Raw genomic sequence first — 24758 nt, 5'->3', positions numbered from 1 at the left:
AACAGCTCCTCTTACTTTTATTCTCTTACTTTTCGAAAATACTACAAACTCAAACTCCTAAACTATTTCCCTTATTTCTTTTTGAATTAAACAAGACAAAAAGCTTTGTTTTTGATAATGAAAAGATTGTAATGGCAGACCAAATAAAGATAAATGAAATCAAATGTACTTTCGTAAATTGCTCATGATAAACGAATACTCCAAGAATCAATGAAATCGTTGGAGCGATAAATTGTAAAAACCCAATGGTGGACATCGGGATTTTTTGAGCACCTTTTGCAAAATATAGGAGTGGAATAGCCGTAGCTGCCCCTGCTCCAATTAGCAGCAAATCTGTTCCTATCGATACAGATAAGAATGATTGGGTCCCTTTTACGAAGAGAACGGCCATATAAATAAAAGCAATTGGCGTAACCACAAGAGTTTCAAGAGCTAGCCCAACGGAGGAATCGACCTTTATCATCTTTTTGGATAGCCCGTAAAGGCCGAAAGATAAAGCTAGGAGGATAGATATCCATGGAAAGCTTCCGTAAGAAATAGTAAGAATTAGAACGCCAATTGTTGCTAATGCAAAAGAAAGATACTGTGCCAGCGATAATCTTTCTCTAAAAACAATCATACCCAATAACACACTAACGAGTGGATTTATATAGTATCCAAGGCTGGCTTGAATAATTTGATCTGTATTAACTGCCCATATGTAAATAAACCAGTTACAGCTTATTAACATAGACGCAACAATAAGTGCGAATAATTGTTTTTTATTCGTACGGAAATTCTTCAAAATTAGAAGAAAGTTTCCCCACTTTTTTGTTACAAGCAGAATCCCGACCACAAAGATAAACGACCAGAAAATTCGGTTGACCAAAATTTCGTCTGCGTTAACATGATGAAGAAGCTTCCAATAGATCGGCAGTAATCCCCAAATGATATAGGAAAAGCCAGCATAAAAGACTCCTGTCTTTATTTCATTATTTTTCATATATTTTCCTCAATTCTTTCTAGTATCGAAATATTAATATTATAGATCGAACTGAAAGATGCTGGCAATCTTTTAGTTTTTCCAATTAATCTTTGTTCGTTGAATCAAAGACAATTTTTCCGCCAATTATTGTTTTTGAAACGGGTATTTCCGGTATGGCATGCAAGTCAACTTTAAAAATGTCTGCTTTCAAAATAGTAAAGTCAGCCAAAAATCCTTCTTTGATTAACCCTCTATCCTTTTCGTGACAAGCAGCATAGGCACTCCCTTTCGTAAAAAGACTGAGAGCTTCAAAAACAGATAAAGCTTCTTCTGGTAAATATTCCGTTTTATCCGGATCATTGATGTTTGTCCTAGTAACAGCCGCATGAATGCCTAATAGCGGGCTTAATGGTTCAATTGGCGCATCCGAGCCCCCGGCACATGGAAGTCCTTCCTTTAATAATGTCTTCCATGCATATAAGTATTTATCCTGTTTCCCGCCAACTCGGTCCATCACCCATGGAAAATCAGAAGCAAGAAATCTTGGCTGAATATCTAAAATAAGCGGCAGCTTTTTTGCCCGTTCAATTAATTCCATTCGAAGAATTTGGGCATGTATGAGCCGATCACGTCCGTTCCCTCTTAATGGATGTTTCTCAATGGCATTCAAAACCATTTCAAATGCTAAATCACCGATTGCGTGAACCGCTACTGGCAATTCATATTCTCTCGCCTTCTTAACAAGTTCATTTAACTGATCCTGTGAAAAAATAGCTACTCCTGATGTGGATGGGTCATCCGCATAAGGGTGACTTAGCAATGCTGTACTGCTTCCTAATGATCCATCAGCAAAAATCTTCATCGCTCCAAATTCGATCCATTCACTGCCGCTCAGAAAGCTTTCTCCAGTTCCTTTCATATCATCTACAACAAGGTGATGAACTAAAAGATGGGCCCGAAAAGAAAAGCCTTCTTCCTCAATGACTTCCTTAAAAGCATGTAACGTCCTCTCGTATCCGCCAAAATAGCTTAAATCCTCTGAATGTGCACCTGTTAATCCTAATTTATAGGCGCTTTGAATAGCCGTACGAATGTAGCTTCTCAGACTAGCAGCTGATACTTCTGGCAGAATACGATACAAAAGCTCTTGAGCCTCTTCCTTCAGCAAGCCATTCAGCTTTCCGCTTTCGTCCCTTCCTATCACCCCTCCTTCCGGATTAGCTGTATTTTCATTGATATTTGCTCTTTCAAGTGCCTTAGAATTTGCCACAAGTGCATGTCTGCAAACCCTTTTTAAAAAGACAGGATGATCTGGAACTATTGCATCTAGCTCATTAATAAAGATAGGTGTGGCTTTGGGACCCCATAAATTTTCATTCCAGCCATCACCGATAATCCATTCTCCTTTTTCAACTGTTGCGGAATATTGCTTTACCGCCTTCAGAGCTTCTTCTTTCGATTGACAATTCGTTAAATCAAGCCGATTCAGCTTTTCACCATATCCAATAAGGTGCATATGGCTATCAACCAATCCAGGAAGCATCGTGTCACCGTGTAAATCAATATTGCTCTCTATTTCATGGCCAAACTTCTGCCTCAAATCTGCCTCAGTTCCCAATGCAACGATTCGATTTCCTTTCGTATAAACAGCTTCCACCATATGATTTTCCTCTAATAAAGAATAAATATTTCCACCGTACCAAAGTATACCCATTGTTTATCCCTCCATATTAAAATGCAGGCGGTTTTTCGCCTGCATGAAAAATTGATCCCTCTAAAAAATTGTGTTTATTTCCTCGCGGCTGCTTCCATTTCCTGCTTTCGAAGTTCAACCCGGCGGATCTTGCCAGATGTTGTTTTTGGCAGTTCTGCTAAAAACTCGATTTTACGAGGATATTTATACGGCGCAGTCAGTTCCTTTACATGCTCTTGAAGAGCCTTCACAATATGCGAATCATCTTCATTAATTCCATCCTGCAGAACAACAAAGGCTTTAACAATATTCCCGCGAACCTCATCAGGGCTTGCGACGACCGCACACTCCTTCACAAAAGGATGTTTGACAAGTGCATCCTCTACCTCAAAAGGCCCAATTGTATAGCCGGAACTGATGATAATATCATCTCCGCGGCCTTCGAACCAGAAATAGCCTTCTTCATCCTTCTTAGCTTTGTCGCCGGTAATATAATAATCTCCTCTGAACTGCATGGCGGTTCTTTCAGGATCTTTATAATAATTTTTAAATAGGGCCGGTGTATCAATATGAACAGCGATATCTCCCACTTCGTTCACTCCGCAAGGTTCGCCGTTTTCATTGATAATTTCCACACTATTTCCTGGGATTGGTTTTCCCATGGAACCAGCCTTTAAATCCATTCCTTTCGTAATTCCAACAAGCAATGTATTCTCTGTCTGGCCATAGCCATCACGAACAGCCACATTAAAATGCCTCTTAAAGGTGTCAATTACTTCACTATTCAAAGGCTCGCCAGCTGAAACAGCACTTCTTAAGTTCGGCAGTTTATATTCATGAATATTATCTACCTTTGCCATAATCCGATATTCTGTAGGTGTACAGCATAGAACATTTACTTCATACTGCTGAAGTAGCTGCAAATATTTCTTTGCTTCAAATTTTCCATTATAGACTAGTCCTGTTGCTCCAGAGCCTAGTACGGAAAGGAATGGGCTCCATATCCACTTCTGCCAGCCGGGACCTGCTGTTGCCCAAACCGTATCGCCTTCTTCAATACAAAGCCAGTTTGGAGCAGCCGCTCGCAGATGTGCAAATGCCCATCCATGGGTGTGGACAACGCCTTTTGGATTTCCTGTCGTTCCGGATGTATAGGATAGGAAGGCCATGTCGCTTTTGCTTGTATCAGCCAATGGCAACCCGTCCGAAGCAGCTTCCATTGCCTCATTTAAATCGATCCATTGTTCTTTCGGGCTTCCAATCACAAACTTTGGTAAATTCTCTATTTCCTTTATCTGTTCAAATTGATCGACATATGGGTAATAACTAACGATCCCCTTTACGTCACCATGTGTAATCCGATATTGGAGGTCTTTTGTTCGAAGCATTTCAGAGCTTGGAATGACGACTAAACCAGCTTTTAAAGCTGCTATGTATACTTGATAGGCTTCAATAAGCCGAGGAACAATAATTAAAAGGACATCGCCTTTTTTCAGCCCATTTTCTAGGAAAACGTTCCCGATTTTGTTTGCATTTTTAAGCAGATCTTTGTACGTAACTTCTTTTTTCTCCCCAAGTTCATTTTCCCATTTAATTGCAAGCCTATTAGAATCACTTGCAAATCGCTCTATTTCGGCTACTAGATTGTACTTCTCAGGTGCTAATAAGTCTTCTCGCTTCATCAAATCTCCTCCACTAGTCTGTCTATCTCGTGCCTTGCTCAAGATGATTCTATAAAAATTATTATACTAAATTATTTTGCAATTTTGAAATTATTTATCATCTTAGTTTGGTTTTCCCTAGACAGGCATGGATAAATAAAATAGGAGCAGGATGTAAGAATCCTGCTCCATGTAGCCATATTATTTATTTTTTTGGTTTATGATTAGAAACCACCACCTAATTGCTGTTCAGCCATTTGTACTAAACGCTTAGTGATTTCTCCTCCTACAGAACCGTTAGCGCGAGAAGTTGTTTCTCCACCAAGGTTTACACCAAACTCGTTTGCAATTTCAAATTTCATTTGGTCTAGAGCTTGCTGTACTCCAGGAACTACAAGTTGATTTGAGTTGTTTGCCATGTGATTTCACCTCCTTGTGAGTATAGAATGTGTAGAATCACATGGCCATATTCAATTATTAATTGGTAATTGTTGCAACTGCTGGCAGATTAAGAGAGCCTTTTCAGCAAGCGTAAATTAGAGCATCAGAATAAATCTTCTAACATTTCCTGCTTTAAAGATTCCGGTTTAATGCGGATCGTTTCCGTATTTTCAACAGCTTTTCTAATATAAGGCTCATAATCTGTATAGCTTTCATAATACTGGACCTTTTCACGTTTAGGCTTTGTTTTCGGAGATGATGGAACGAACACTGTACAGCAATCTTCATAAGGCTGATTTGAAATTTCGAATGTATCAATTTGATGGGCAATATCGATAATTTCGGACTTATCCATTGTAATCATCGGCCGGATGATTGGCGTGTTTGTTACATCATTTATTGCGTACATACTTTCAAGTGTTTGGCTGGCAACCTGTCCAAGGCTTTCTCCAGTAATGATTGCCAGTCCTTCATTGTTCTTCCTTATTTCATCTGTAATTCTTAGCATTAGCCTTCTTGTCGTAGTCATCGAATAATTCTCAGGGATCTGCTGCTGGATAAGCTGCTGAATTTCTGTAAATGGCACAATATGAAGGACAACCTCACCGCTTATATGAGCCAGCTTTTCGGATAAATCCAAAACCTTCTGCTTCGCTCTTTCGCTAGTGAAGGGAGGACTAAAGAAGTGAACCGCTTCTAGCTCTATCCCTCTTTTCATGGAAAGAAATCCAGCTACAGGGCTGTCAATGCCGCCTGACAGCATCAGCATGGCTTTTCCGCTTGAACCGACCGGAAGACCCCCAGCACCCAGAATCGTTTCACATGAAAGATAAACCGCTTCTTCCCTGATTTCAATTTGAAGATTGATGTCGGGATTTTTTACATTGACCTTTAAATCATCAACGTTTTTTAAAATATGGGTGCCGAATGTATGATTCACTTCATTTGTGTCTTGAATAAAGGTTTTATCTGCTCTTTTTGTTGTAATTTTGAATGTTTGTCCTGGCTCGTAAATTTTCCGAAATAGCGATAGAGCTGCTTCCTTCATTTTCTCTAAGTCTTTCTCCGTTTTTACAGCAGGGCTGAATGATTGAATACCAAATACATGCCTTAAACGCTCGATGATCTCATCGCCGTTTTCTCCATTTAATAACACGAACATTCTTTCTCTATTCGCTTCAATTTTTATTTTTTCAAAATTACGAAGAACTCTTTTAATATTTCTTCGTAATTGATCGATAAACAACTTCCTGTTTCTTCCTTTTGTTGATAACTCTCCATATCGAATAAGAATACGATCATAATTCATGTTAGTTCATTACCTTTCTTAGCCTAGCAACGGCTTCATATACTGCCTTCATAAATTGCTCTGCCTCATTAAGTGTGTTTTCATAGGATAGGCTAATTCTAATAGCGCTCAAAGCCTCTTCTTCAGGGATGCCCATGGCGATTAATGTCGTGCTTGCCTTTTGCCTTTTTGAAGAGCATGCACTTGTAGATGATACATAAATATCCATTTCCTCTAGAGCATGGATGAACACTTCAGCCTTAAAACCCTTTATTGAAAAATTAATAATATGAGGAGCCGACTGGCAAATAGGGGTATGAATAGTAACCCCTTCTATCATTTCCAATTTGTCTCTTAAAAAATCCTTAATTTTTATCATATTATTTATTTGCTTTTCTTGCTGCATAAATGTTAACCGGAGAGCCTTTGCCATCGCAACCATACCAGCAACGTTTTCAGTTCCGCTTCTAAGCCGCCATTCCTGTCCTCCGCCTGTAATTAACGAAGAAATCCTTACCCCTTCCCGTACAAACAGAACTCCGGTCCCCTTTAGGCCATGAAATTTATGCCCTGATAATGTACATAAATCTACCCGGCTTTCACGAATATTCAGGGGCACCTTTCCAATTCCTTGAACAAAATCGACGTGAAAAAGGATTTTAGAATATTTCATTAGAAGCTGTCCAATTTCATGAATTGGCTGAATAGAGCCTATCTCGTTATTTACGTGCATAACAGAAACTAAAATAGTGTCTTCACAAATCGCTTTTTCAATATCCTCTACCTTTGCGATTCCGTTTTCGTCAACAGGGATATACGTGACACGAAAGCCCAGTCCCTTTAATTGCTTTATCGATTCCTTAACTGAAGGATGTTCAATTTCGGTTGTTATTAAGTGCCGGCCCCTGCCTTTATGCATGAGAGCCGTTCCTTTTATCGCAATATTATTACTTTCAGTCCCACCGGAAGTAAAGTATATTTCATTTTTCTGGACATCTAAAAGCTTGGCTATTTGTTCTCTTGCTTGGGAAAGGAGCTTTTCTGATTGAGCACCCAGCCCATGCAAGGATGATGGATTTCCGTAATACTCCGAGGAAACCTTTAAAAAAGACTCTAAAACCTCTCTATAAGGCTTAGTCGTTGAACTATTATCAAAGTAAATCATTTATATTTCCCCCCTAAAAATAAACGGATGGCAACTTTAAATCTTAGCATAATTACGATTGAATGAAAATGCATCTTTCCTATATTACCGCAAAAACTGAACTGTAAAAACCCTTAAAGTATATTTGGCGAGTTTCTCTTAATAGGAAAGTCGATGCCCCTAAAGAAGAAAAGGTGCCCTTAATCGGACACCTCTTCTTCTTTCCTATTCACTTATTAATTCTTCAATCTTATTCATTACACCTGGATCAATTTCCTCGATCGATGTTGCTGCCTGCTCTAATGCAGCCTTATAATCAAAGCCTCTAAAGGAAGCCTCTGCATCCTGCAAACCTTTTGCGACTGAAGGATATCTTCTCCGATAGCGGTTTCCGTACTGAATAACTTTTTCAACAAGCATAACTGTTTCAATCATATCATTCGTTGTATTGACAATTTTCTCTACTGTCAGCACAGCGACCTCTAAATATTGCTGGATCGTTTGGATATTTAGCGGCTTTTCATCAAGCTTTATAATAACATTTCCAATGCTCTCTTTCGCATCTTCCATTAAATATAAATAATCCTGAGGAAGCCCTGGAATATTGCTTTTTGAAACAAGCCTTGATGTTTCAGCCAATTTTTTTCTTAAATCATTAATGCTTTCACGAGCAGCCATTTCATCTTTTCTAAGTGCCTGAAGCTTTTCTGCAAACTTAACATGCTCATCTTCAATCTCTTCCAATTGTTCTTTAATTCCTTCAAGCTCATGTTTTAGCATTGTATGAGCCGTGTTTTCTGAAATAATTTTGTGTTCGAGAACCTCATAGCTTTTATTTAAAAGGCTTAACTTCTTCTCTAGCTCCGTCTGAATGATTATATCCTTTTCTGAAAGATGGTAGCTTTGTCGGACGAGCTCCACCTCAACCTTTAACTGCCTGTTTATTTCTTTATTCGTGAATAACATATCCCTTGTAGGCACATCCTGCTGTCCAATATAATGCCTCGCATGAACCTCAGCTTCAAGCAGTTCATAAAGGAAATCAATGCTGCCTTTCATTTCTTCTATTCCATTTTGTACATCTGTCAAGTCAGCCAACTCGATTAGACTTAAATAAGCCGCTGTTTCATTCTCAAGTCTGTTTATTTCTTTATCAAATTCAATATGATCAAGAATATATCCCTGTTCAACCATTTCTTTATATCCATCGCTTAATTCTTTCAATTGGGATGGAATTTTCGATTGACATTCGACTAGAAATTCAGGGATTTTATCCATTTTAAATTTTATTTCATCCAGCTGAGCATGAATGGTTAAAACAATTTCCCGTGCTTCTAAATAGTTGCCATTATCTGTTTTTTCATCAAAAACTTCAAATTTCGCAAAGGTTTCATCTAATTGCTGCTCAAGAATATCAGCTGTTTTTCCAAATGTGTGATGATGAGCTAATAAGGATTTCTTGCTCTCCCGATATAAATCCTTTAACTCTTCAATATCTGACCTATTCTTTTCTTCGCTTCCAACTAGCTCGTTTAATTCGCTTAATAACTTTTTAATATTTTCTTCAATTTCGTTCAAAAACTTTTCGATAGACTGCTGGACCTCTTTTGCTTTCCTAAAGCGGTATTTATCGATATATTCCTCCGCATCGAATAAATATTCCTCAACATTCGGAAGCTGGGCCGTCACAATTTCATCCCATTCAGTTCTCCAGCGCTCAAACAATTCTTCCGTTTGTCCAGTCATATTTAATTGCTTTACTTTTGACATTTCATCGAGAACAGGGCGATTAACAATATCCATCTTCCATGTTTCAAGCCGATCTATTTCTTTATAATATTTTTTCTTTAATATGTATCCTGTTAAAAAAAGCACAATCACGATGACGATACCGCCAATAATATATTCCATTCTCCAAAAAGCCCCCTGTTCTGTACCGAGCCAAATCAATCTATATCGAATTAAAAATAATGTTCAGTTCAATGTTTTTATGATACCATGTATACGACAATTTTTGACTATTATTTTCAATTTTTTATCTAAATTACGGAAAAAAGTATACATTGTATTCTTTATTGAACACTAAACGTGTCATTTTTTCAAATATTTTGCCTTTTCTTGAATTTTACTGAAAGAAGGTTGAATGATCTAATGGAAAAAGATGGACATATACATACTCCCTTCTGTCCTCATGGCACGAAGGATGCACTTGAAGGTTATGTCGAAAAAGCAATTGCCTTAGGTTTTAAGGAAATATCATTTACAGAGCATGCACCGCTGCCTAAAGGATTTATTGATCCTGCACCAGCCAAAGACAGCTCTATGAGAATGGAAGAGCTTGAGGAGTACTTACAGGAAATAACAAGGGTAAAACCAATCTTCAGTCAAAAAATCAAAATCAACGCAGGACTTGAAGTAGATTTTATTGAAGGATTTGAAGAAGAGACGCGCTCCTTCCTTACACAATATGGACCATTATTAGACGACTCTATCTTATCAGTCCATTTTTTAAAGTTTGGAAATGGCTATGATTGTCTGGATTACAGCCCTGAAGTTTTTGGACAAATGATAGAAAAATATGGTTCTATCGAGGCTATTTACGAGGCATATTTTCATACATTGCTTAAGTCGATTCATACTGACTTAGGTCCTTTCAAGCCAAAAAGGATCGGTCATATGACGTTAGTGAAAAAGTTCCAAAAAAAATTTCCCGCACAAAAGGAATTTATTGAACAGATTCAAGAGGTGCTTTCAGCTATTAGCAAAAGGGGATATGAGCTAGACTATAACGGCGCGGGATTTGCCAAACCTCTATGCAGGGAGCCCTATCCGCCTAACTGGGTCGTAAAAGAAGCCATGAAAAAAGGGATCCCGCTTGTGTATGGATCTGATTCTCATCAAATTAAGGATCTTGGGCAAGGGATGAATGAGATGCTTTTTTGAGGGAAATCTTGCTTTGATTTCCTTCCTTTTTATTTTACGGCATAAATTGGCGGATCGTATGGCCGCTTGCAAATAACCCCATCAATCCAGTGATAAACCTCACGAATGTATTTCTCAGCAAAATACTTTTCGTTTGGCATTACATGCAAAACTTCAGTCATATATTGTATATTTAAAAAGGGCATACTTAATAGCCCCTTTAATTGGAGAATCATATAATCTGGAGATAGGGTTCGGAATTCTCTCGTCTTCATCCCTCTTTCAAATACTTTACTTAAATAAAACCTTTCCTTCATCAAGTAAGTTGACATAATTTCACGAACTATTTGAGAGTCAATCGAAATTTCCCTCCATATTAATCTCGTTAAATAAATATTTTCAAATTGATAATACATCACATTTTCCGTAATTTTTCTCAAACAGCCTGCCGCACCTTGATCGAGGGTTGAAGCCCCATCCTCAATTTGCTCCACATACCCTTCGAAGAAAACGGTAAAGCAATGCTCTAGCAATCCGTGTTTATTATCAAAGTAATAGGCAATATTTGCCGAGTTCACTTTTGCCTTATTGGCAATATCCCGAACCGATGTACCATCAAATCCATTGACATTAAATAGGCTGATTGCTGCATTAACAATGGCCCTTTTCACATCTCTGCTCATGTTTTCACCTGCTTTATAATTTTATTTGCCTTATTACTACAAACATATTCTTCACGATCATTAGCGTAAAAACATAGATAGCAACCATAAGCAAATTGACAGTAACAGCGAAAATTTGTCAAATAACGTGGATTTCTTGTTATGTATAAACATTCTTGTTAAAATCACTATATCCTTTATAAAAATCTCGACAAAGTATTAGGTATTTCTTCTGATTTTGCGTTTTTTTTTATAACATTGATAGAAAGCAGGGTGTTTGAAGTTGTTTAACGTCGAAACTTACCGCGGGACACGTGAAGAAAACTATAAATTAGTGAAAAAGCAGCTCGCTGCATTACTTGAAGGGGAAAGTAATGTTATTGCCAATTTAAGCAATGCTTCCGCTCTATTAAATCAATTTTTAGATCGGATTAATTGGGTTGGATTTTATTTGATGGAGAATAATGAACTTGTCCTTGGACCATTTCAGGGGCTTCCAGCATGTGTTAGAATTCCGATTGGAAGAGGTGTTTGCGGTACATCAGCAAAACTCATGGAAACTGTCCGTGTAGAAGATGTTCATTTATTCCCTGGCCATATCGCCTGTGACGCAGCATCTCAATCAGAGATTGTTATTCCACTCATCAAAAACGGCCAGTTAATCGGAGTTCTGGATATTGATTCACCTGAGAAAAATCGATTTGATGAGGTTGACCAGAAGGAGCTTGAAGATTTCACACGAATTTTAGTCTCCTTTTTATAAATTGACAAGAAACGCGATGAAAAATTTCACCGCGTTTTCTCTTATTCTACTTTTCTCAAAGCCTGTTCAATGTCATCTCGAATGTCTTCCCAAGATTCAAGACCGACAGAAAGCCTTAACAGCGTATCATCAATTCCCATTTTTTCGCGGGATTCCTTTGGTACAACCGCATGTGTCATTGTCGCTGGATGCTGAATTAATGTTTCTGCATCTCCTAGACTTACGGCAATTTTAATAAGTTTTAATGCATTCATAAAATCTTGAGCTGTTTCCTTATCCCCATTCAAAGTAAAGGAAATCATTCCGCCTGGTCTTCTCATCTGCTTCTGGGCAATTTCATATTCTGAATGATGTTTATGTCCTGGATAATACACTTTGCTTACCTTTGGATGTGAAAGCAAGTAATCTGCCAGTTTCTCTGTATTATCACAATGGCGGTCCATTCTTACTGCCAATGACTTTAACCCCCTTAACAGCAGCCAAGCATCAAAAGGAGAGATAATCCCGCCTATATCCTTTTGCGTTGTCATGGCCACTTCCTTCATAAACTCCTTAGGCCCAATAACAAGACCTGCAATCACATCTCCGTGTCCACAAATATATTTAGTCGCACTATGGATCACAACATCACCGCCAAGATTAATTGGATTTTGTAAATAAGGCGAACTGAAAGTATTATCTACCACAACTGGAATTCCCTTTTCCTTTGCAATCTCGGCAACCATTTGTAAATCAACAAGTTTCATCGTTGGATTAATAGGTGTTTCGACATAGATACAAACGGTTTCTGGCCGGATGGCTTCAAGCAGCTGCTCCCTTGTTTCCATCGCTGAAAAGTCATGACCAATATTATATTTTTCATTCATCAACTGAAACAAGCCAAATGTGCAGCCATACACACCTTGAGAGCATAAAATGTGGTCACCTGTTTTGGTCAGCGCCAAGAGTACAGCGGAAACAGCAGCCATTCCCGACCCAAATGCTAGGCATGCTTCTCCATTTTCTAATGCCGCTACTCTTTCCTCAAGCATTTTTACCGTTGGATTCCCAAGTCTCGAATAAACAAAACCTTCTTCTTTTCCAGCAAAGCGCCTTTCCCCTTGCTCGGCTGTGTCAAATATAAATGTTGATGTTTGAAAAATAGGCGGTGCCAGACTGCCTTCATAATTTTCTGCTGCATATCCCTCATGAATAACCTTCGTTTCGAAACGCACATCTTTCTTCTCTTTCATGAAGCTCTCTCCCCTCCTGTAAACGCTATCATAATAAAATAAAGAAAGGCCTACTTACAGGATATGCAAAATATAAAGGTTTTGAATGCTTAATTAATAAGGAAAAAAAAGACCTCGCCACACTGATTTATGGCGAAGTCTTTTCAATGACAATATCACTTTCTTGAACAATGACTTTATTTTTTCCAGTTTGCTTAGCTACATATAAAGCTTTATCGGCGCGTTTAAATAATGAGGCATACGTATCCTCTTGTCCTCTCGTCCAATGTGAAACTCCACATGATATGGTTACTTGAGGGTTGGAACATTCATACACTCTCGCAACAAGCCTTTCAGCTATCACTACACCAGCAATTAAAGATACTTCCGGCAAGTAAATGGCAAGTTCTTCTCCGCCCCATCTTGCGCCAATATCTGTACCCCTAATATTGGCATTTATCAGTCCTGCCACTTGAATGATGACCTCATCCCCAACCTGATGGCCATACGTATCATTGATCGTTTTAAAATTATCAATATCAATCATAATAAACGTTCCTTCATGATCCTCGTTCATCGATTGATAAATTTTATCATCAAGATAATTTCTTGAGTATAGCTTCGTTAAATGGTCTGTTACAACCATCTTTTCAAGCTCCTCTCTAAGCATTGAGTTTGTAATAGCCAGAGTGGAGTGGTGGATCAAAGACTGCAGAAGCTTAAACGTTTCAAAAGAGAAGTGATAAGGCGGCTCACTCATCACTAGTACAAATCCTTTAAGGGCTCCGGACTGGGTCATAGGAACGGCCATTATCGATTTATACTGCTTCACACCTGACTCAAATGTTAATTGAAAATCACCGATAAAAAGGGACTCTACCTCTTTATCAATTCTTTCCTTTATATATTGAATATAGCTTTCAGCTTCACTTGTGTGGAAGAAATCTGTACTTCCCTTTAACACTTCAATTTGATTGCCATATTTACCATATAAAATGAAACCAACTTCTTCTGCTTTAAAAGATTCCGAAATTTGCTCAGTCATAAACGTCATCGATTCTATTAATCTTAAATTCGAGTTCAAGCGATGAGATGTTTCATTGATTAATTTCAGGTCTGTAACAAGGCGCTTCGATTGCTGGTAAAGCTGCGCATTTTCTAATGCACTGCCCGCTGTGTTGGCCAAAAGAGTAATAAATTCCACTTCATTATCTGGAAAAACAATGGTATTGGGAGCAATGACTTGCAACACCCCATAAACGCCCTGTTTTCCTTTCAAAGGTGCATATAAGACAGATCGTTTCATGTGAACGGAATCTTCAAATTGAATATTGCCTGTAACATATGCCTGCATAGCTGCAATATTTTCGCTATTGAAGTCTAAATCCTTTATTGGCAGATCCTCAAGCATATGATTATCATGTGAAAGAAGAAGGTAGTAAGTGAATGTTGGATAGACCTCTTTAAGTGTATAAATAATTTCACCGAGGACATCGTCCATATTCATCGTAGAATGGAATTTCTCCGTTACACGGAATAGCTGTTTATACCGTCTATCTTCTGATACTTTATTATTTAGTGATTGAACATTTTCAAGAAATTTTAAAGTGTGATGACTTATTCTTTCAAGAACATCATCAGAAAGAGTGCTCATGCCAGCTTCTTGCTCTTTCAAAGCCAAAATTCCAAGAACGGAATTCTTTTTCTCCAAAACTAGCATTAAATCATATTCTTCAAATCCCGGCAATTCACGATAAAAGGACTTTAATTGACCAACCTCATTTATCAATTCATCCTTAAGTAAATTTGGGCATTTCACTTGTTCTATGCTGTTAAGTGTAGAGGTTTCAATCAGTAATTTCTTTTTACAATTATTAAAGCTAAAAAAAGTAGCTTCCTTGGCATTTAATAAGGTTTTGATGGCAGAGAGCATATTTTCCAATACATCATCATATACCAAAAAGCCATTTTCTGTATCTATGATATCAAAAAAATTACTTTTCAATTTCAATATTAATTCCTGCTCATTAATAACCATCTAATCATCACCTATTTTCATTCCCATTTCCCAATTAAAACTATTATATATGTAAAAAAGACAAAGATTCTTATTTCTTTTTGTCTATTTCGTTTCAGCTACTGTAATCAACATAAAAAAACCGATTAACATAAATCGGATAAACTTCTCTTTTTTCGTTTCTATCACTAGAATCACTCTTAGAAGATTTTCATATTTCTTACTTTATTATATCATAACTAAAAGATGCGAGAAGGATAAAATTAAGCGGCTTGCTCCGTCATCTTCCGAAATACTCCTTGACTTTTCTTGATAAAAAATTATATAATACTCTTTGTGTAAAATATTGCAGCCTATGTGTACTGTATTATGTATTTATTTTGTTCCTCAATTAGCTTTTGAAGCTATTCTGATACGGGGTACTGTGTAACCCTTAGCTGCTAGGGCGAAGGTACATGAAAACAAAATAACCATAATTTTTGAGCACATCTGTTTTTATTTTACCAAAATAAAAACATTAAAGGAGGAGTCTTAAATGGCTCGTTATACTGGTCCAAGCTGGAAATTATCTCGTCGTCTTGGAATCTCTCTAAGCGGTACAGGTAAAGAATTAGAAAAGCGTCCTTACGCTCCTGGACAACATGGTCCAAACCAACGCAAGAAATTATCTGAATACGGATTACAATTACAAGAGAAGCAAAAGCTTCGTCATATGTATGGCGTAAATGAGCGTCAATTCCGTAATTTATTCGATAGAGCTGGCAAAATGGCTGGTAAACACGGTGAAAACTTCATGGTTCTTTTAGAATCACGTCTTGATAACGTTGTTTATCGTTTAGGCTTAGCACGCACTCGCCGTCAAGCTCGCCAACTTGTTAACCATGGTCATTTCTTAGTTGATGGCAAGCGTGTAGATATTCCATCTTACCGCGTTGCACCTGGTCAAACAATCAGCGTTCGCGAAAAATCTCGCAACCTTGACATTATTAAAGAAGCAATCGAAGTTAACAATTTCGTTCCTGATTTCGTTACATTCGATGCTGACAAACTAGAAGGAACTTTCACTCGCTTACCAGAGCGTTCTGAACTTCCAGCTGAAATTAACGAATCTCTAATCGTTGAGTTCTACTCTCGTTAATTATTTTAACCCTAGAGCGTTTTATTACGCTCCTAGGGTTTTTCTTTTTTATAAAAGTTGAATAAATGCATTATTTTGGAGTTAATGTTGAATATTGTAGAATTATGTTGAATTTTGCATTATATTGTTTTATTATTATTTAAGTAAGAAGACCTATATGTAAAAGGCAAACTATTTGAAAGAATAGGACGCAAAGCCCTTGGGTCTAAGGTTTTAGGTAGTGAGAAATGCCTATTTCTATGATTGCCAGGTTACCAAATTCTTGTTTATTTTCCATTAAATTTTTGGCTATTCTAATTTGAATAGCCTTTTTTAATTTCTATGGAAAAAGCTTTTGAGCCTTTTACAGTTATGTCTAAAAAAGATAAAAACATTGAAAGTTGGGGAATAGAGTTGCAGAATTTATTAAGCTTCAAAAGTATTAAAACGAAAATATTGTTTGGATTTTCAATAGTGATTTTTCTCGTGTTACTATTAGGAGGTTTTAGTTTTTATCAAATCAATACAACGAATAATGAAACAGAATTCATAGTTGATCACGAGATCCAATTATTAATTGCAAACGAGCAAATGTCTAGTACTTTGGCAAATAGAATATCAACTGCACGAGGATATGTCCTATATGGCGGTGACTACAAAGACCGCTTTAACGAATATACTGAGAAAGGGAAGCAGTATGAGCAAATAGTTAGAGAGATTGGTGCATCTCAGGAATTCGATGAACTTATTAAACGTACTGTTGAATGGAGACAGTATGTGGCCAAAGCAGTATTTGAAGAGTACGAAAAAGGGAATATCGAAATCGCACGGCAAAACCTAGCAAAAACAGATACAACCGTTCGTGAACTTATGGCTGGATATGAAAAATTAGCAAGTGATAGTCAGGATTCTATTAATAGTAAAGGGAAAGAAATTATTGCTACTGGAGAAAAAACGGCCCTTTACATAACGATTGTCATTCTTTTGGCTGTAGTTGTAAGTATTGCGGTAGCACTTATAACCTCCAATGTGATTGCAGCCCCAATAAAAAAGGTAATGGAAAGAATGAATCTCATTGCTAGCGGTGATTTGAGCAAAGAACCTTTAATAAATAATTCTAAAGACGAAGTTGGCCAGCTAGTAGCTTCCACAAATGAAATGAATAATAATGTCCGCCAATTATTAAGTGATATTAATTTAGTCTCTGAATCTATTGCTGGTCAGAGTGAAGAGTTAACGCAATCAGCAAATGAGGTAAACGCTGGATCTCAACAAATTGCGACTACTATGCAGGAATTAGCAACTGGCACAGAATCACAAGCTGCCAATGCAAGTAATCTATCCGCCATCATGGGCACGTTTTCATCTACAGTTCAAGAAGCTGATGAAAATGGCGAACTTATTCTACAGGCGTCCAATGAGGTATTATTCATGACTGGTGAAGGAAGCCAGCTAATGGAGTCTTCCTTCAATCAAATGACAAAGATTGATCAAATTATGCAGGATGCAATGCAAAAAGTGTACGGCCTTGATACTAAGTCACAAGAAATTTCTAAATTGGTTTCTGTCATCAAAGATATCGCCGACCAAACGAATTTATTAGCATTAAATGCAGCGATTGAATCCGCAAGAGCTGGGGAGCATGGCAAAGGTTTTACTGTCGTAGCGAATGAAGTAAAAAAGCTTGCAGAACAAGTGTCTGCGTCTGTTTCTGATATTACAAACATCGTAACAGGCATTCAGAACGAATCAAATATAGTAACTAAATCATTACAAACAGGATATGAAGAAGTTGTCCAAGGGACTAGCCAAATTAAAACTACTAGTGAGACGTTCGAAGGCATTAGTGCAGCGATAAAAAACATGTCCAATAATATCCTCACAGTTACTGAAAATCTAGCTGCCATCACTGCGAATAGTGAAATCATGAGCGGATCAATTTCCGAAATTGCCGCCATTTCCGAAGAGTCAGCTGCAGGTGTAGAACAAACATCTGCCTCATCCCAGCAAATCAGCAGTTCAATGGATGAAGTAGCCACTAGCTCAGAGGATCTTGCAAAACAAGCCGAAAAACTAAACGGCTTAGTTATGAAATTTAGGTTATAAAATATACGGAATTTAATAAGCCCTAGAAATTATGCATTTGCAATTTCTAGGGCTTTTATTAAATCATTATTGCTAATGACTTAATCAATTAGTATTTGATCAAGAAATATTTCTTCTTCCCGCGGCGAACGATGGTAAATTCATTCTCGATGCGATCTTTTACTGTAAGAACATAGTCTGTTTCTGTCACTCGTTCACCATTAATCGAAACAGCTCCATTCGCAACATCTTCACGGGCTTGACGTTTAGACGGAGAGATTTTTGCATCTACTAGTAAATCAACAAGGCCAATTTCCTCGCCGGAAGTATGCTCGTACGATGGAACATCTTTAAATCCTTGTTTGATTTCTGCACCGGAAAGATTGCTTACTTCCCCGCTAAATAACGCCTCTGAAATTCTGATTGCCTGATTCAATGCTTCCTCCCCATGAATGAGACGAGTCATTTCCTCAGCTAGGGCTTTTTGCGCTTTACGAAGATGTGCTTCCTCTTGAACAGATTGTTCCAGTCCTTCAATTTCTTCTTTCGAAAGGAAAGTAAAGTATTTCAAGTATTTAACAACATCAGCATCAGCAGCATTAATCCAGAATTGATAAAACTCATATGGGGAGGTTTTTTCCGGATCTAGCCATACTGCGCCGCTTTCCGTTTTGCCAAATTTTGTTCCATCAGCCTTAGTCACAAGAGGAATCGTTAAGCCATATGCTTTCGAGCCTTCCCCTGTCATCTTTCTAATGAGCTCAAGACCTGTCGTAATATTACCCCATTGGTCGCTTCCGCCAATTTGCAGCTTACATTGGTAGTTCTCATATAAATGTTTGAAATCCATTCCTTGCAGGATGGTGTAGGTAAACTCTGTAAAGGAAATTCCCGTCTCCAAACGAGATGCAATTGTATCCTTTGCCAGCATATAATTGATTCCTACATGTTTTCCATAGTCTCTTAGGAAGGTGATAATATTCATCGGTGCAGTCCAATCATAGTTATTTACCATGATCGCTCCGTTTTCTCCCTCGAAATCAAAAATCATTTTTAATTGTTTCGTTAGACAATCTACGTTATGCTGCACAGTTTCAACTGTTTGCAGTGTTCTTTCTTCAGTCATTTTTGGATCACCAATTAATCCTGTTGCTCCGCCAACAAGTACAATCGGACGATGTCCATGATTTTGAAATCTTCTTAAGGTCAGAAACGGAAGCAAATGCCCGATATGCATACTGTCTCCTGTTGGATCCATTCCGCAATATAAAGAAATTTTCTCTTTATCTAAGGTGTCCTTCATGCCTTCTTCATCTGTTTGCTGGTAAATAATTCCTCTCCACTGTAAATCCTCTAGTAAGTTCATTGTTTGCTTCCTCCTTTTTAGTTACCCTTCATTACATCCATTACAAAAAAAACAAAAAACGCCCCTGCATAATTGCAGGGACGCATTATATTTTGCGCGGTACCACCCAAATTGAGGACAAATAGCCCTCCACTTCATTCTGATAACGGATCATCCGTTCACTGCTATAACTGATAACTCCAGGTTCACAGTGAATGCTCAGGGAGGTAATTCATCCTTCTATGTGTACCGGCTCACAGCAGCCGCCGGCTTTCTGAAACAGAGATAGAAGCACTACTTATTCCCTTCAAAGCATATATAGATTTTTTTTATGTCTAGCTCCAGCGCCTACCCCCTCGAGGTCATAAGCCAGTCCGCCAATAAGGTTAAACTACAACCTTCTTGTCGGCCTGTCTTATGCTTGTCGGGGGTGGGCAAGGCGCTTCCGCTTTTCTTATAATAGCATTTTTATCATATCAAATAATAAATGTCAAACACCCATTTGAAAGAAAAAAGGGAAATTTAGAAAAATAACGAACCGATAACTAATGGAATGCCTGTTTATGCTATAATGTATGTGATTTTAGGGGGATTGATGCGAATGAAGGAAAATCAAAATAAAAAAGATAAATGGAAGTCGTGGGTAGCCCTGCTAACCAATAAAAAGGCAGCAAAAGGTGCTAGTATCTCCTTTCAAGTTGCTTGGAATCTTATTTTATTATTTATTATTATAATCGTTATGGTTGGCTCCTTTGCCGGCGGGGTTGGAGCAGGATATTTTGCTTCACTCGTTAAGAATGAAAAAATTCGTCCATATGAAAAGATGAAAAAGGATATTTATAACTATGAAGAGACATCTGATTTATATTTCTCTGAAAATGTTTACCTTGGAAAGCTTCGAACAGATCTAGACCGGGAAGAAGTAAAGCTTGAGAATGTATCACAGTATTTAATCGATGCTGTTGTTGCAACTGAGGATGAATATTTTTATGAGCATGATGGTGTTGTGCCTAAGGCAATTATGCGTGCTCTCTTTCAAGAAGTAACAAACTCTTCCGTACAAACAGGCGGAAGTACACTCACACAGCAATTAATAAAAAATCAGCTGTTAACAAACGAAGTTTCATTTGAAAGAAAAGCGAAGGAAATTTTGCTTGCCCTGCGTTTAGAAAAGTTTTTCGATAAGAAAGAGATTTTGGAAGCCTATTTAAATGTCTCCACCTTTGGCAGAAATTCATCTGGCAGAAACATTGCCGGTGTTCAAGCAGCGGCTAAAGGGATATTTGGAGTAGATGCAAAGGATTTAAATATACCCCAGGCCGCTTTCATTGCTGGACTTCCTCAAAGCCCCTTTGGCTATACTCCCTATACACAGGGCGGGGAATTGAAGAAGCCTGAAGGGATTGAACCAGGTCTAACAAGGCTGAAAACGGTATTAAAAAGAATGTATGATGACGGAAGGCTCACAGAAAAGCAATATGAGGAATCATTAACCTATGATATTACTAAGGATTTTATTCCTCGTGTTGAAAGTTCTGTTGAAAAGTACCCATATTTAACATTTGAGATTGAAAAACGAGCAAAAGATATTTTGGCTGGCATCCTTGCCAAAGAAGATGGCTATACGGATGAAGATTTAAAGAATGATAAAGAGCTGCAAAATGAATATAAAATATTGGCAGATCGAAATCTTCGTCAAAACGGCTACCAAATTCATACAACAATTCATAAGGGCATTTATGATGCGATGCAAGTGGCAAAAGATAATTTTACCCTATACGGAAGCGATAAGATTGAAATAGTTGAAGACCCTGAAACGAAGGAAAAGAAAGAAGTAGTAGAGCCTGTTCAGGTAGGTGCCATTCTCATCGAAAACAGCACTGGAAAAATCCTATCCTTTGTTGGCGGAAGAGATCATAACCTTAAACAAGTAAACCATGCAACAGATACATTAAGATCGAACGGTTCAACTATGAAGCCGCTAGTTGTGTATGCACCTGCATTAGAGCTGGGAAAAGTGTCACCGGGATCCGTTATTCCCGATGTAGAGGTCTATCTGGACCCACACCGGCCAAATGTGCCTTATCCAAACAACTATGATAAAACTTACAGCGGGTTAGTCTCTGCTCGTTATGCTCTAGCGATGTCCTATAACGTTCCAGCTATGCTGACATATCGTACCATTATTAATCAGCGGCCTGCTCAGTATTTAGAGAAAATGGGCTTTACGTCTATTATTGAAAATGATTATACGACCAATTCGCTAGCTTTAGGCGGAATTACGAATGGAGTAACAGTTGAAGAGAATGTAAATGCCTTTGGCACATTTGCGAATGGCGGAAACTTTGTCGATGCATACATGATTGAAAAAATCGTAGACAAGTCTGGTAAAACGATTTATCAGCATGAAGCAGAACCAGTTGAAGTATTCAGCCCGCAAACTGCTTATTTGACCATTGATATGATGAGAGATGTCATCAATCAAGGGACGGCAAGTTCATTAAAAGGACGGTTAAAATTCAGTTCAGACTGGGCTGGAAAAACCGGAACAGGTCAAGATTTAAAAGACTCTTGGTTCGTGGCTGTTAATCCAAAAGTCAGCTTTGGAGTCTGGAATGGATATGACACTCCAAAATCATTAGAACTTAGATATAAAGGAGTCCATCACGGCCCACGTAACGTATATTTATGGGCTGACCTAATTAATGCTGCATATGATGTAGCTCCTGAGCTTGTCGCATCGAAGCAGCAATTCCAAATGCCTGGCGGGATTGTCCGCAGATCCTATTGCGCAGCATCTGGTCTTCTCCCTTCCGATGCTTGTGCTAAAGCCGGGCTCGTTACGACAGACTGGTATAATGCGAAGTTCCTTCCTACACAGGCTGATAACAACTTTGCAGATGGAAAGTATGTCCTTATCGGAAATAAAAGATACGAAGCCTTAAACAGCACACCAGATGAATTTACCCATTCCGGTGTAGCAATTAGTCCAAAGATTTTCGAAGATAAGTATGGAATTACAATTAAGAATGTATCACAGTTAATTCCGAATAAGGATAGATGGAAAGGCCTTTTAGCAGCTGATTCTAAATTAGAGGAAAATGGCAAGGTGCCAGGTGCACCAGCTATTAGCCGATCAAACTCGAGCATTGTTTGGGGCGCACATGCCGAAAACGATGTAATTGGCTATCGTGTGTATCAAAAATCAGGTGACAGCGTGAAGAAGGTGAGCAGCATTGCTGCTGGTAATTCGCTTTCATTCCAAGCACCTAATGGAGAGTTCTATGTAACAGCTGTTGATATTGCTGGTAAGGAATCTGCCCCATCCAATATCATTCAAATTGGGCAGCCAGCTGAAACACCAAAAGAAGAAGCTCCTCCTAGTGACGATGATGGCGATGAAGATGATTCAGAAACACCGCCTGCAGAGGAAGCATAGATTTTTAAAGAAAAGAACCGTGCTGATTAAATGGCACGGTTCTTCTTTTTGCATATTAATCTTCCATTGTGGATAAGTCGCCGGTTGGAAGGTTTAGCTCCCAAGCCTTTAAGACACGGCGCATAATTTTTCCGCTTCTTGTTTTTGGAAGCTTATCACGGAATTCAATTTCGCGTGGCGCAGCATGAGCAGCAAGCCCTTTTTTCACAAATTGACGAATATCTTCAACTAGTTCATCAGATGGCTCATTACCATCGAGTAGTGCAATGAAGGCTTTAATAATTTCACCGCGGACAGGGTCAGGCTTTCCAATTACTCCAGCTTCCGCTACAGCAGGATGCTCAAGAAGCTTGCTCTCTACTTCAAATGGTCCGACTCTTTCACCAGATGTCATAATAACATCATCCACACGGCCTTGGAACCATAAATAGCCATCTTCATCCAAATAAGCTGAATCACCTGAAACATACCAATCTCCAGGCATGAAATAGGATTCATATTTCTCTTTATTATTCCAAATCGCATGCATCATAGATGGCCAGCCCTTCTTTATGGCAAGGTTGCCCATGCGATATGGAGGCAGCTCATTTCCTTGATCGTCTACAATAGCAGCCACAACACCCGGTACAGGCTTGCCCATCGATCCAGGTTTAATCTCCATGCAAGGATAGTTGCAGATTAATAACGCCCCAGTTTCTGTCATCCACCAAGTATCATGGATCCTTAAATGAAATACCTTCATTCCCCATTTTACTACTTCAGGATTTAATGGCTCTCCAACACTCACAATATGGCGCAGGCTGCTTAAATCAAATTTCTTAACGACCTCATCTCCAGCTCCCATTAGCATCCTAAATGCTGTAGGTGCACTATACCAGATTGATACGCCGTACTCTTCAATCATTTTATACCAGGATTCCGGATTAAATCTTCCGCCAACGATTAAATTTGACGTCCCTGTTAACCACGGCCCAAACATTCCGTAGGAAGTTCCCGTAACCCAGCCTGGATCTGCTGTACACCAGAAAACATCTTCTTCCTGCATGTCAAGAACCCATTTTGCTGTATGATATTGCTGAATCATAGCATTATGAACATGCAATACCCCTTTAGGCTTACCAGTAGACCCGGAAGTATAATGCAGGATTAATCCATCTGTCCGCTCTACCCATTCAATAGAAAGTTTGTTGCTCGCTTCTGCTAATCTTTTATTAAAATCAATATAAGGCCCTTCCTCTTCAATTCCTTCCCCAACTAGAAAAATAGTTTTTAGGGCAGGAAGTTCATCAACTGGGACACGGCTCAGTAATTCAGGTGTCGTAATCAGAACCTTTGCTTCACTGTCCTCTAAACGATCACGAACCGCCCCTTCCATAAACGCTTCAAAAAGCGGACCGACAATGGCACCAAGTTTAATCGTACCTAATGCTGCAAAATAAAGCTCAGGTGAACGCGGCATAAAGATAAACACGCGATCTCCTTTTTCAACATCTCCGTATGTTTTTAAAACATTACCTGCTTTATTAGAAAGCTCCTTCATTTCCTTAAATGTATATTTTTCATTCCTTTGGCCTTCACGGAAATACAGAGCTATTTTATTTTTTCTGAAGGATTCTGCATGGCGGTCAATTGCCTCATAAGCCATATTGACCCTGCCAGTTTCATGCCAGGAGAATACTTTCTCTCCTTCTGTCCAATCAAACTGCTTGTACATTTCTTCGTAATTCTGTAAATTATAATTTCCTTGAGCTGCTGGAATAGCTTCCACTTTCATCTATCAATATCCCCCTTTGGTCAATGCAGCTGTCTCTATAATCACTCCCAAAGCATCTGCTTTGTACATGAGAGAACTGGTGCTGTATTAAGTTTGTTATTATTATAGTATAAGTATTATCTTTTCTCAATTTTTAAAATATTCATCCAGAAAAATTTCATAGCCATTTGAATATTAGGATACAAAAATGAGTAAAAGATACTATTATATTTAGTAGCTTTCTTTATCATGA

Annotated in this window: 17 protein-coding genes, 1 riboswitch and 1 other annotated feature; of the genes, 5 read left to right on the top strand and 12 right to left on the bottom strand. The window is 38.3% G+C overall.

Annotation, left to right across the window (positions count from 1 at the left end; translation table 11 throughout):
* Positions 1-49: 49 nt before the first annotated feature.
* The 7 genes from rarD to ezrA form a co-directional block, all read right to left on the bottom strand.
* Complete coding sequence (gene rarD, locus AR328_RS06895; RefSeq protein WP_066292309.1) at positions 50-982, bottom strand: EamA family transporter RarD; 933 nt, start codon at positions 980-982, stop codon at positions 50-52.
* A gap of 85 nt (positions 983-1067) precedes the next feature.
* Entirely contained in the window at positions 1068-2678 is a 1611-nt protein-coding gene (locus tag AR328_RS06890) for an amidohydrolase (protein ID WP_066292302.1), read from the bottom strand.
* Between the two features lie 74 nt (positions 2679-2752).
* The gene (gene mbcS / locus AR328_RS06885; protein ID WP_066292299.1) at positions 2753-4339 is read right to left on the bottom strand and encodes an acyl-CoA synthetase MbcS; all 1587 of its coding nucleotides are present in this window, start codon (positions 4337-4339) and stop codon (positions 2753-2755) included.
* A gap of 203 nt (positions 4340-4542) precedes the next feature.
* Positions 4543-4737 carry an alpha/beta-type small acid-soluble spore protein gene (locus AR328_RS06880; RefSeq protein WP_066292296.1) on the bottom strand — a complete coding sequence of 65 codons (195 nt, stop codon included), beginning with the start codon at positions 4735-4737 and terminating at the stop codon, positions 4543-4545.
* A 125-nt stretch (positions 4738-4862) separates the two neighbouring features.
* Positions 4863-6068, bottom strand: coding sequence for a tRNA uracil 4-sulfurtransferase ThiI (gene thiI, locus AR328_RS06875; protein ID WP_066292292.1), 1206 nt, complete (start codon positions 6066-6068; stop codon positions 4863-4865).
* A 1-nt stretch (position 6069) separates the two neighbouring features.
* Entirely contained in the window at positions 6070-7212 is a 1143-nt protein-coding gene (locus AR328_RS06870) for a cysteine desulfurase family protein (RefSeq protein WP_066292288.1), read from the bottom strand.
* Between the two features lie 204 nt (positions 7213-7416).
* On the bottom strand, positions 7417-9102 hold the full coding sequence (gene ezrA, locus AR328_RS06865) for a septation ring formation regulator EzrA (protein ID WP_066292276.1): 1686 nt from the start codon (positions 9100-9102) through the stop codon (positions 7417-7419).
* A 240-nt stretch (positions 9103-9342) separates the two neighbouring features.
* Here ezrA and hisJ point away from each other — a divergent pair, with 240 nt between their 5' ends.
* A complete protein-coding gene (gene hisJ / locus AR328_RS06860) occupies positions 9343-10134 on the top strand; it encodes a histidinol-phosphatase HisJ (protein WP_066292273.1) in 792 nt (263 codons plus the stop codon).
* A gap of 29 nt (positions 10135-10163) precedes the next feature.
* Here hisJ and refZ read toward each other — a convergent pair whose 3' ends face one another.
* Entirely contained in the window at positions 10164-10796 is a 633-nt protein-coding gene (refZ, locus tag AR328_RS06855) for a forespore capture DNA-binding protein RefZ (protein WP_066292268.1), read from the bottom strand.
* A 262-nt stretch (positions 10797-11058) separates the two neighbouring features.
* Between refZ and AR328_RS06850 the strand changes: the two genes are divergently transcribed.
* Positions 11059-11538 carry a GAF domain-containing protein gene (locus tag AR328_RS06850; RefSeq protein ID WP_066292266.1) on the top strand — a complete coding sequence of 160 codons (480 nt, stop codon included), beginning with the start codon at positions 11059-11061 and terminating at the stop codon, positions 11536-11538.
* 41 nt (positions 11539-11579) lie between these two features.
* On the opposite strand, the gene megL is transcribed toward AR328_RS06850, so the two are convergent.
* Both megL and AR328_RS06840 read right to left on the bottom strand, forming a co-directional pair.
* Entirely contained in the window at positions 11580-12770 is a 1191-nt protein-coding gene (megL, locus tag AR328_RS06845) for a methionine gamma-lyase (RefSeq protein WP_066292263.1), read from the bottom strand.
* A 127-nt stretch (positions 12771-12897) separates the two neighbouring features.
* Complete coding sequence (locus AR328_RS06840; protein WP_066292259.1) at positions 12898-14787, bottom strand: sensor domain-containing diguanylate cyclase; 1890 nt, start codon at positions 14785-14787, stop codon at positions 12898-12900.
* 514 nt (positions 14788-15301) lie between these two features.
* On the opposite strand from AR328_RS06840, the gene rpsD reads away from it, so the two are divergent.
* Positions 15302-15904 carry a 30S ribosomal protein S4 gene (gene rpsD, locus AR328_RS06835; protein WP_066292254.1) on the top strand — a complete coding sequence of 201 codons (603 nt, stop codon included), beginning with the start codon at positions 15302-15304 and terminating at the stop codon, positions 15902-15904.
* A gap of 155 nt (positions 15905-16059) precedes the next feature.
* Positions 16060-16163, top strand: a riboswitch (cyclic di-GMP riboswitch).
* Between the two features lie 134 nt (positions 16164-16297).
* Positions 16298-17989 (top strand): methyl-accepting chemotaxis protein, encoded by a 1692-nt coding sequence (locus AR328_RS06830; protein ID WP_231734777.1) that lies wholly within the window; start codon positions 16298-16300, stop codon positions 17987-17989.
* A gap of 88 nt (positions 17990-18077) precedes the next feature.
* On the opposite strand, the gene tyrS is transcribed toward AR328_RS06830, so the two are convergent.
* Complete coding sequence (gene tyrS / locus AR328_RS06825; protein ID WP_066292244.1) at positions 18078-19334, bottom strand: tyrosine--tRNA ligase; 1257 nt, start codon at positions 19332-19334, stop codon at positions 18078-18080.
* Positions 19335-19407: 73 nt separating this feature from the next.
* Positions 19408-19633 (bottom strand) — a binding site (T-box leader).
* Positions 19634-19914: 281 nt separating this feature from the next.
* Between tyrS and AR328_RS06820 the strand changes: the two genes are divergently transcribed.
* Positions 19915-22752, top strand: a complete 2838-nt coding sequence (locus AR328_RS06820) for a transglycosylase domain-containing protein (RefSeq protein WP_066292238.1) — start codon at positions 19915-19917, stop codon at positions 22750-22752.
* Positions 22753-22807: 55 nt separating this feature from the next.
* Here the strand turns inward: AR328_RS06820 and acsA are convergent, their stop codons facing one another.
* The gene (gene acsA / locus AR328_RS06815) at positions 22808-24526 is read right to left on the bottom strand and encodes an acetate--CoA ligase (protein ID WP_066292231.1); all 1719 of its coding nucleotides are present in this window, start codon (positions 24524-24526) and stop codon (positions 22808-22810) included.
* Between the last annotated feature and the right edge of the window lie 232 nt (positions 24527-24758).

Origin of the sequence: Bacillus sp. FJAT-29937 (genome assembly GCF_001509555.1) — a bacterium.
Lineage (GTDB): Bacteria > Bacillota > Bacilli > Bacillales > Cytobacillaceae > Cytobacillus.
Note: the sequence above shows the minus strand (reverse complement) of the source record. Positions and strands in the feature narration are given on the sequence as shown.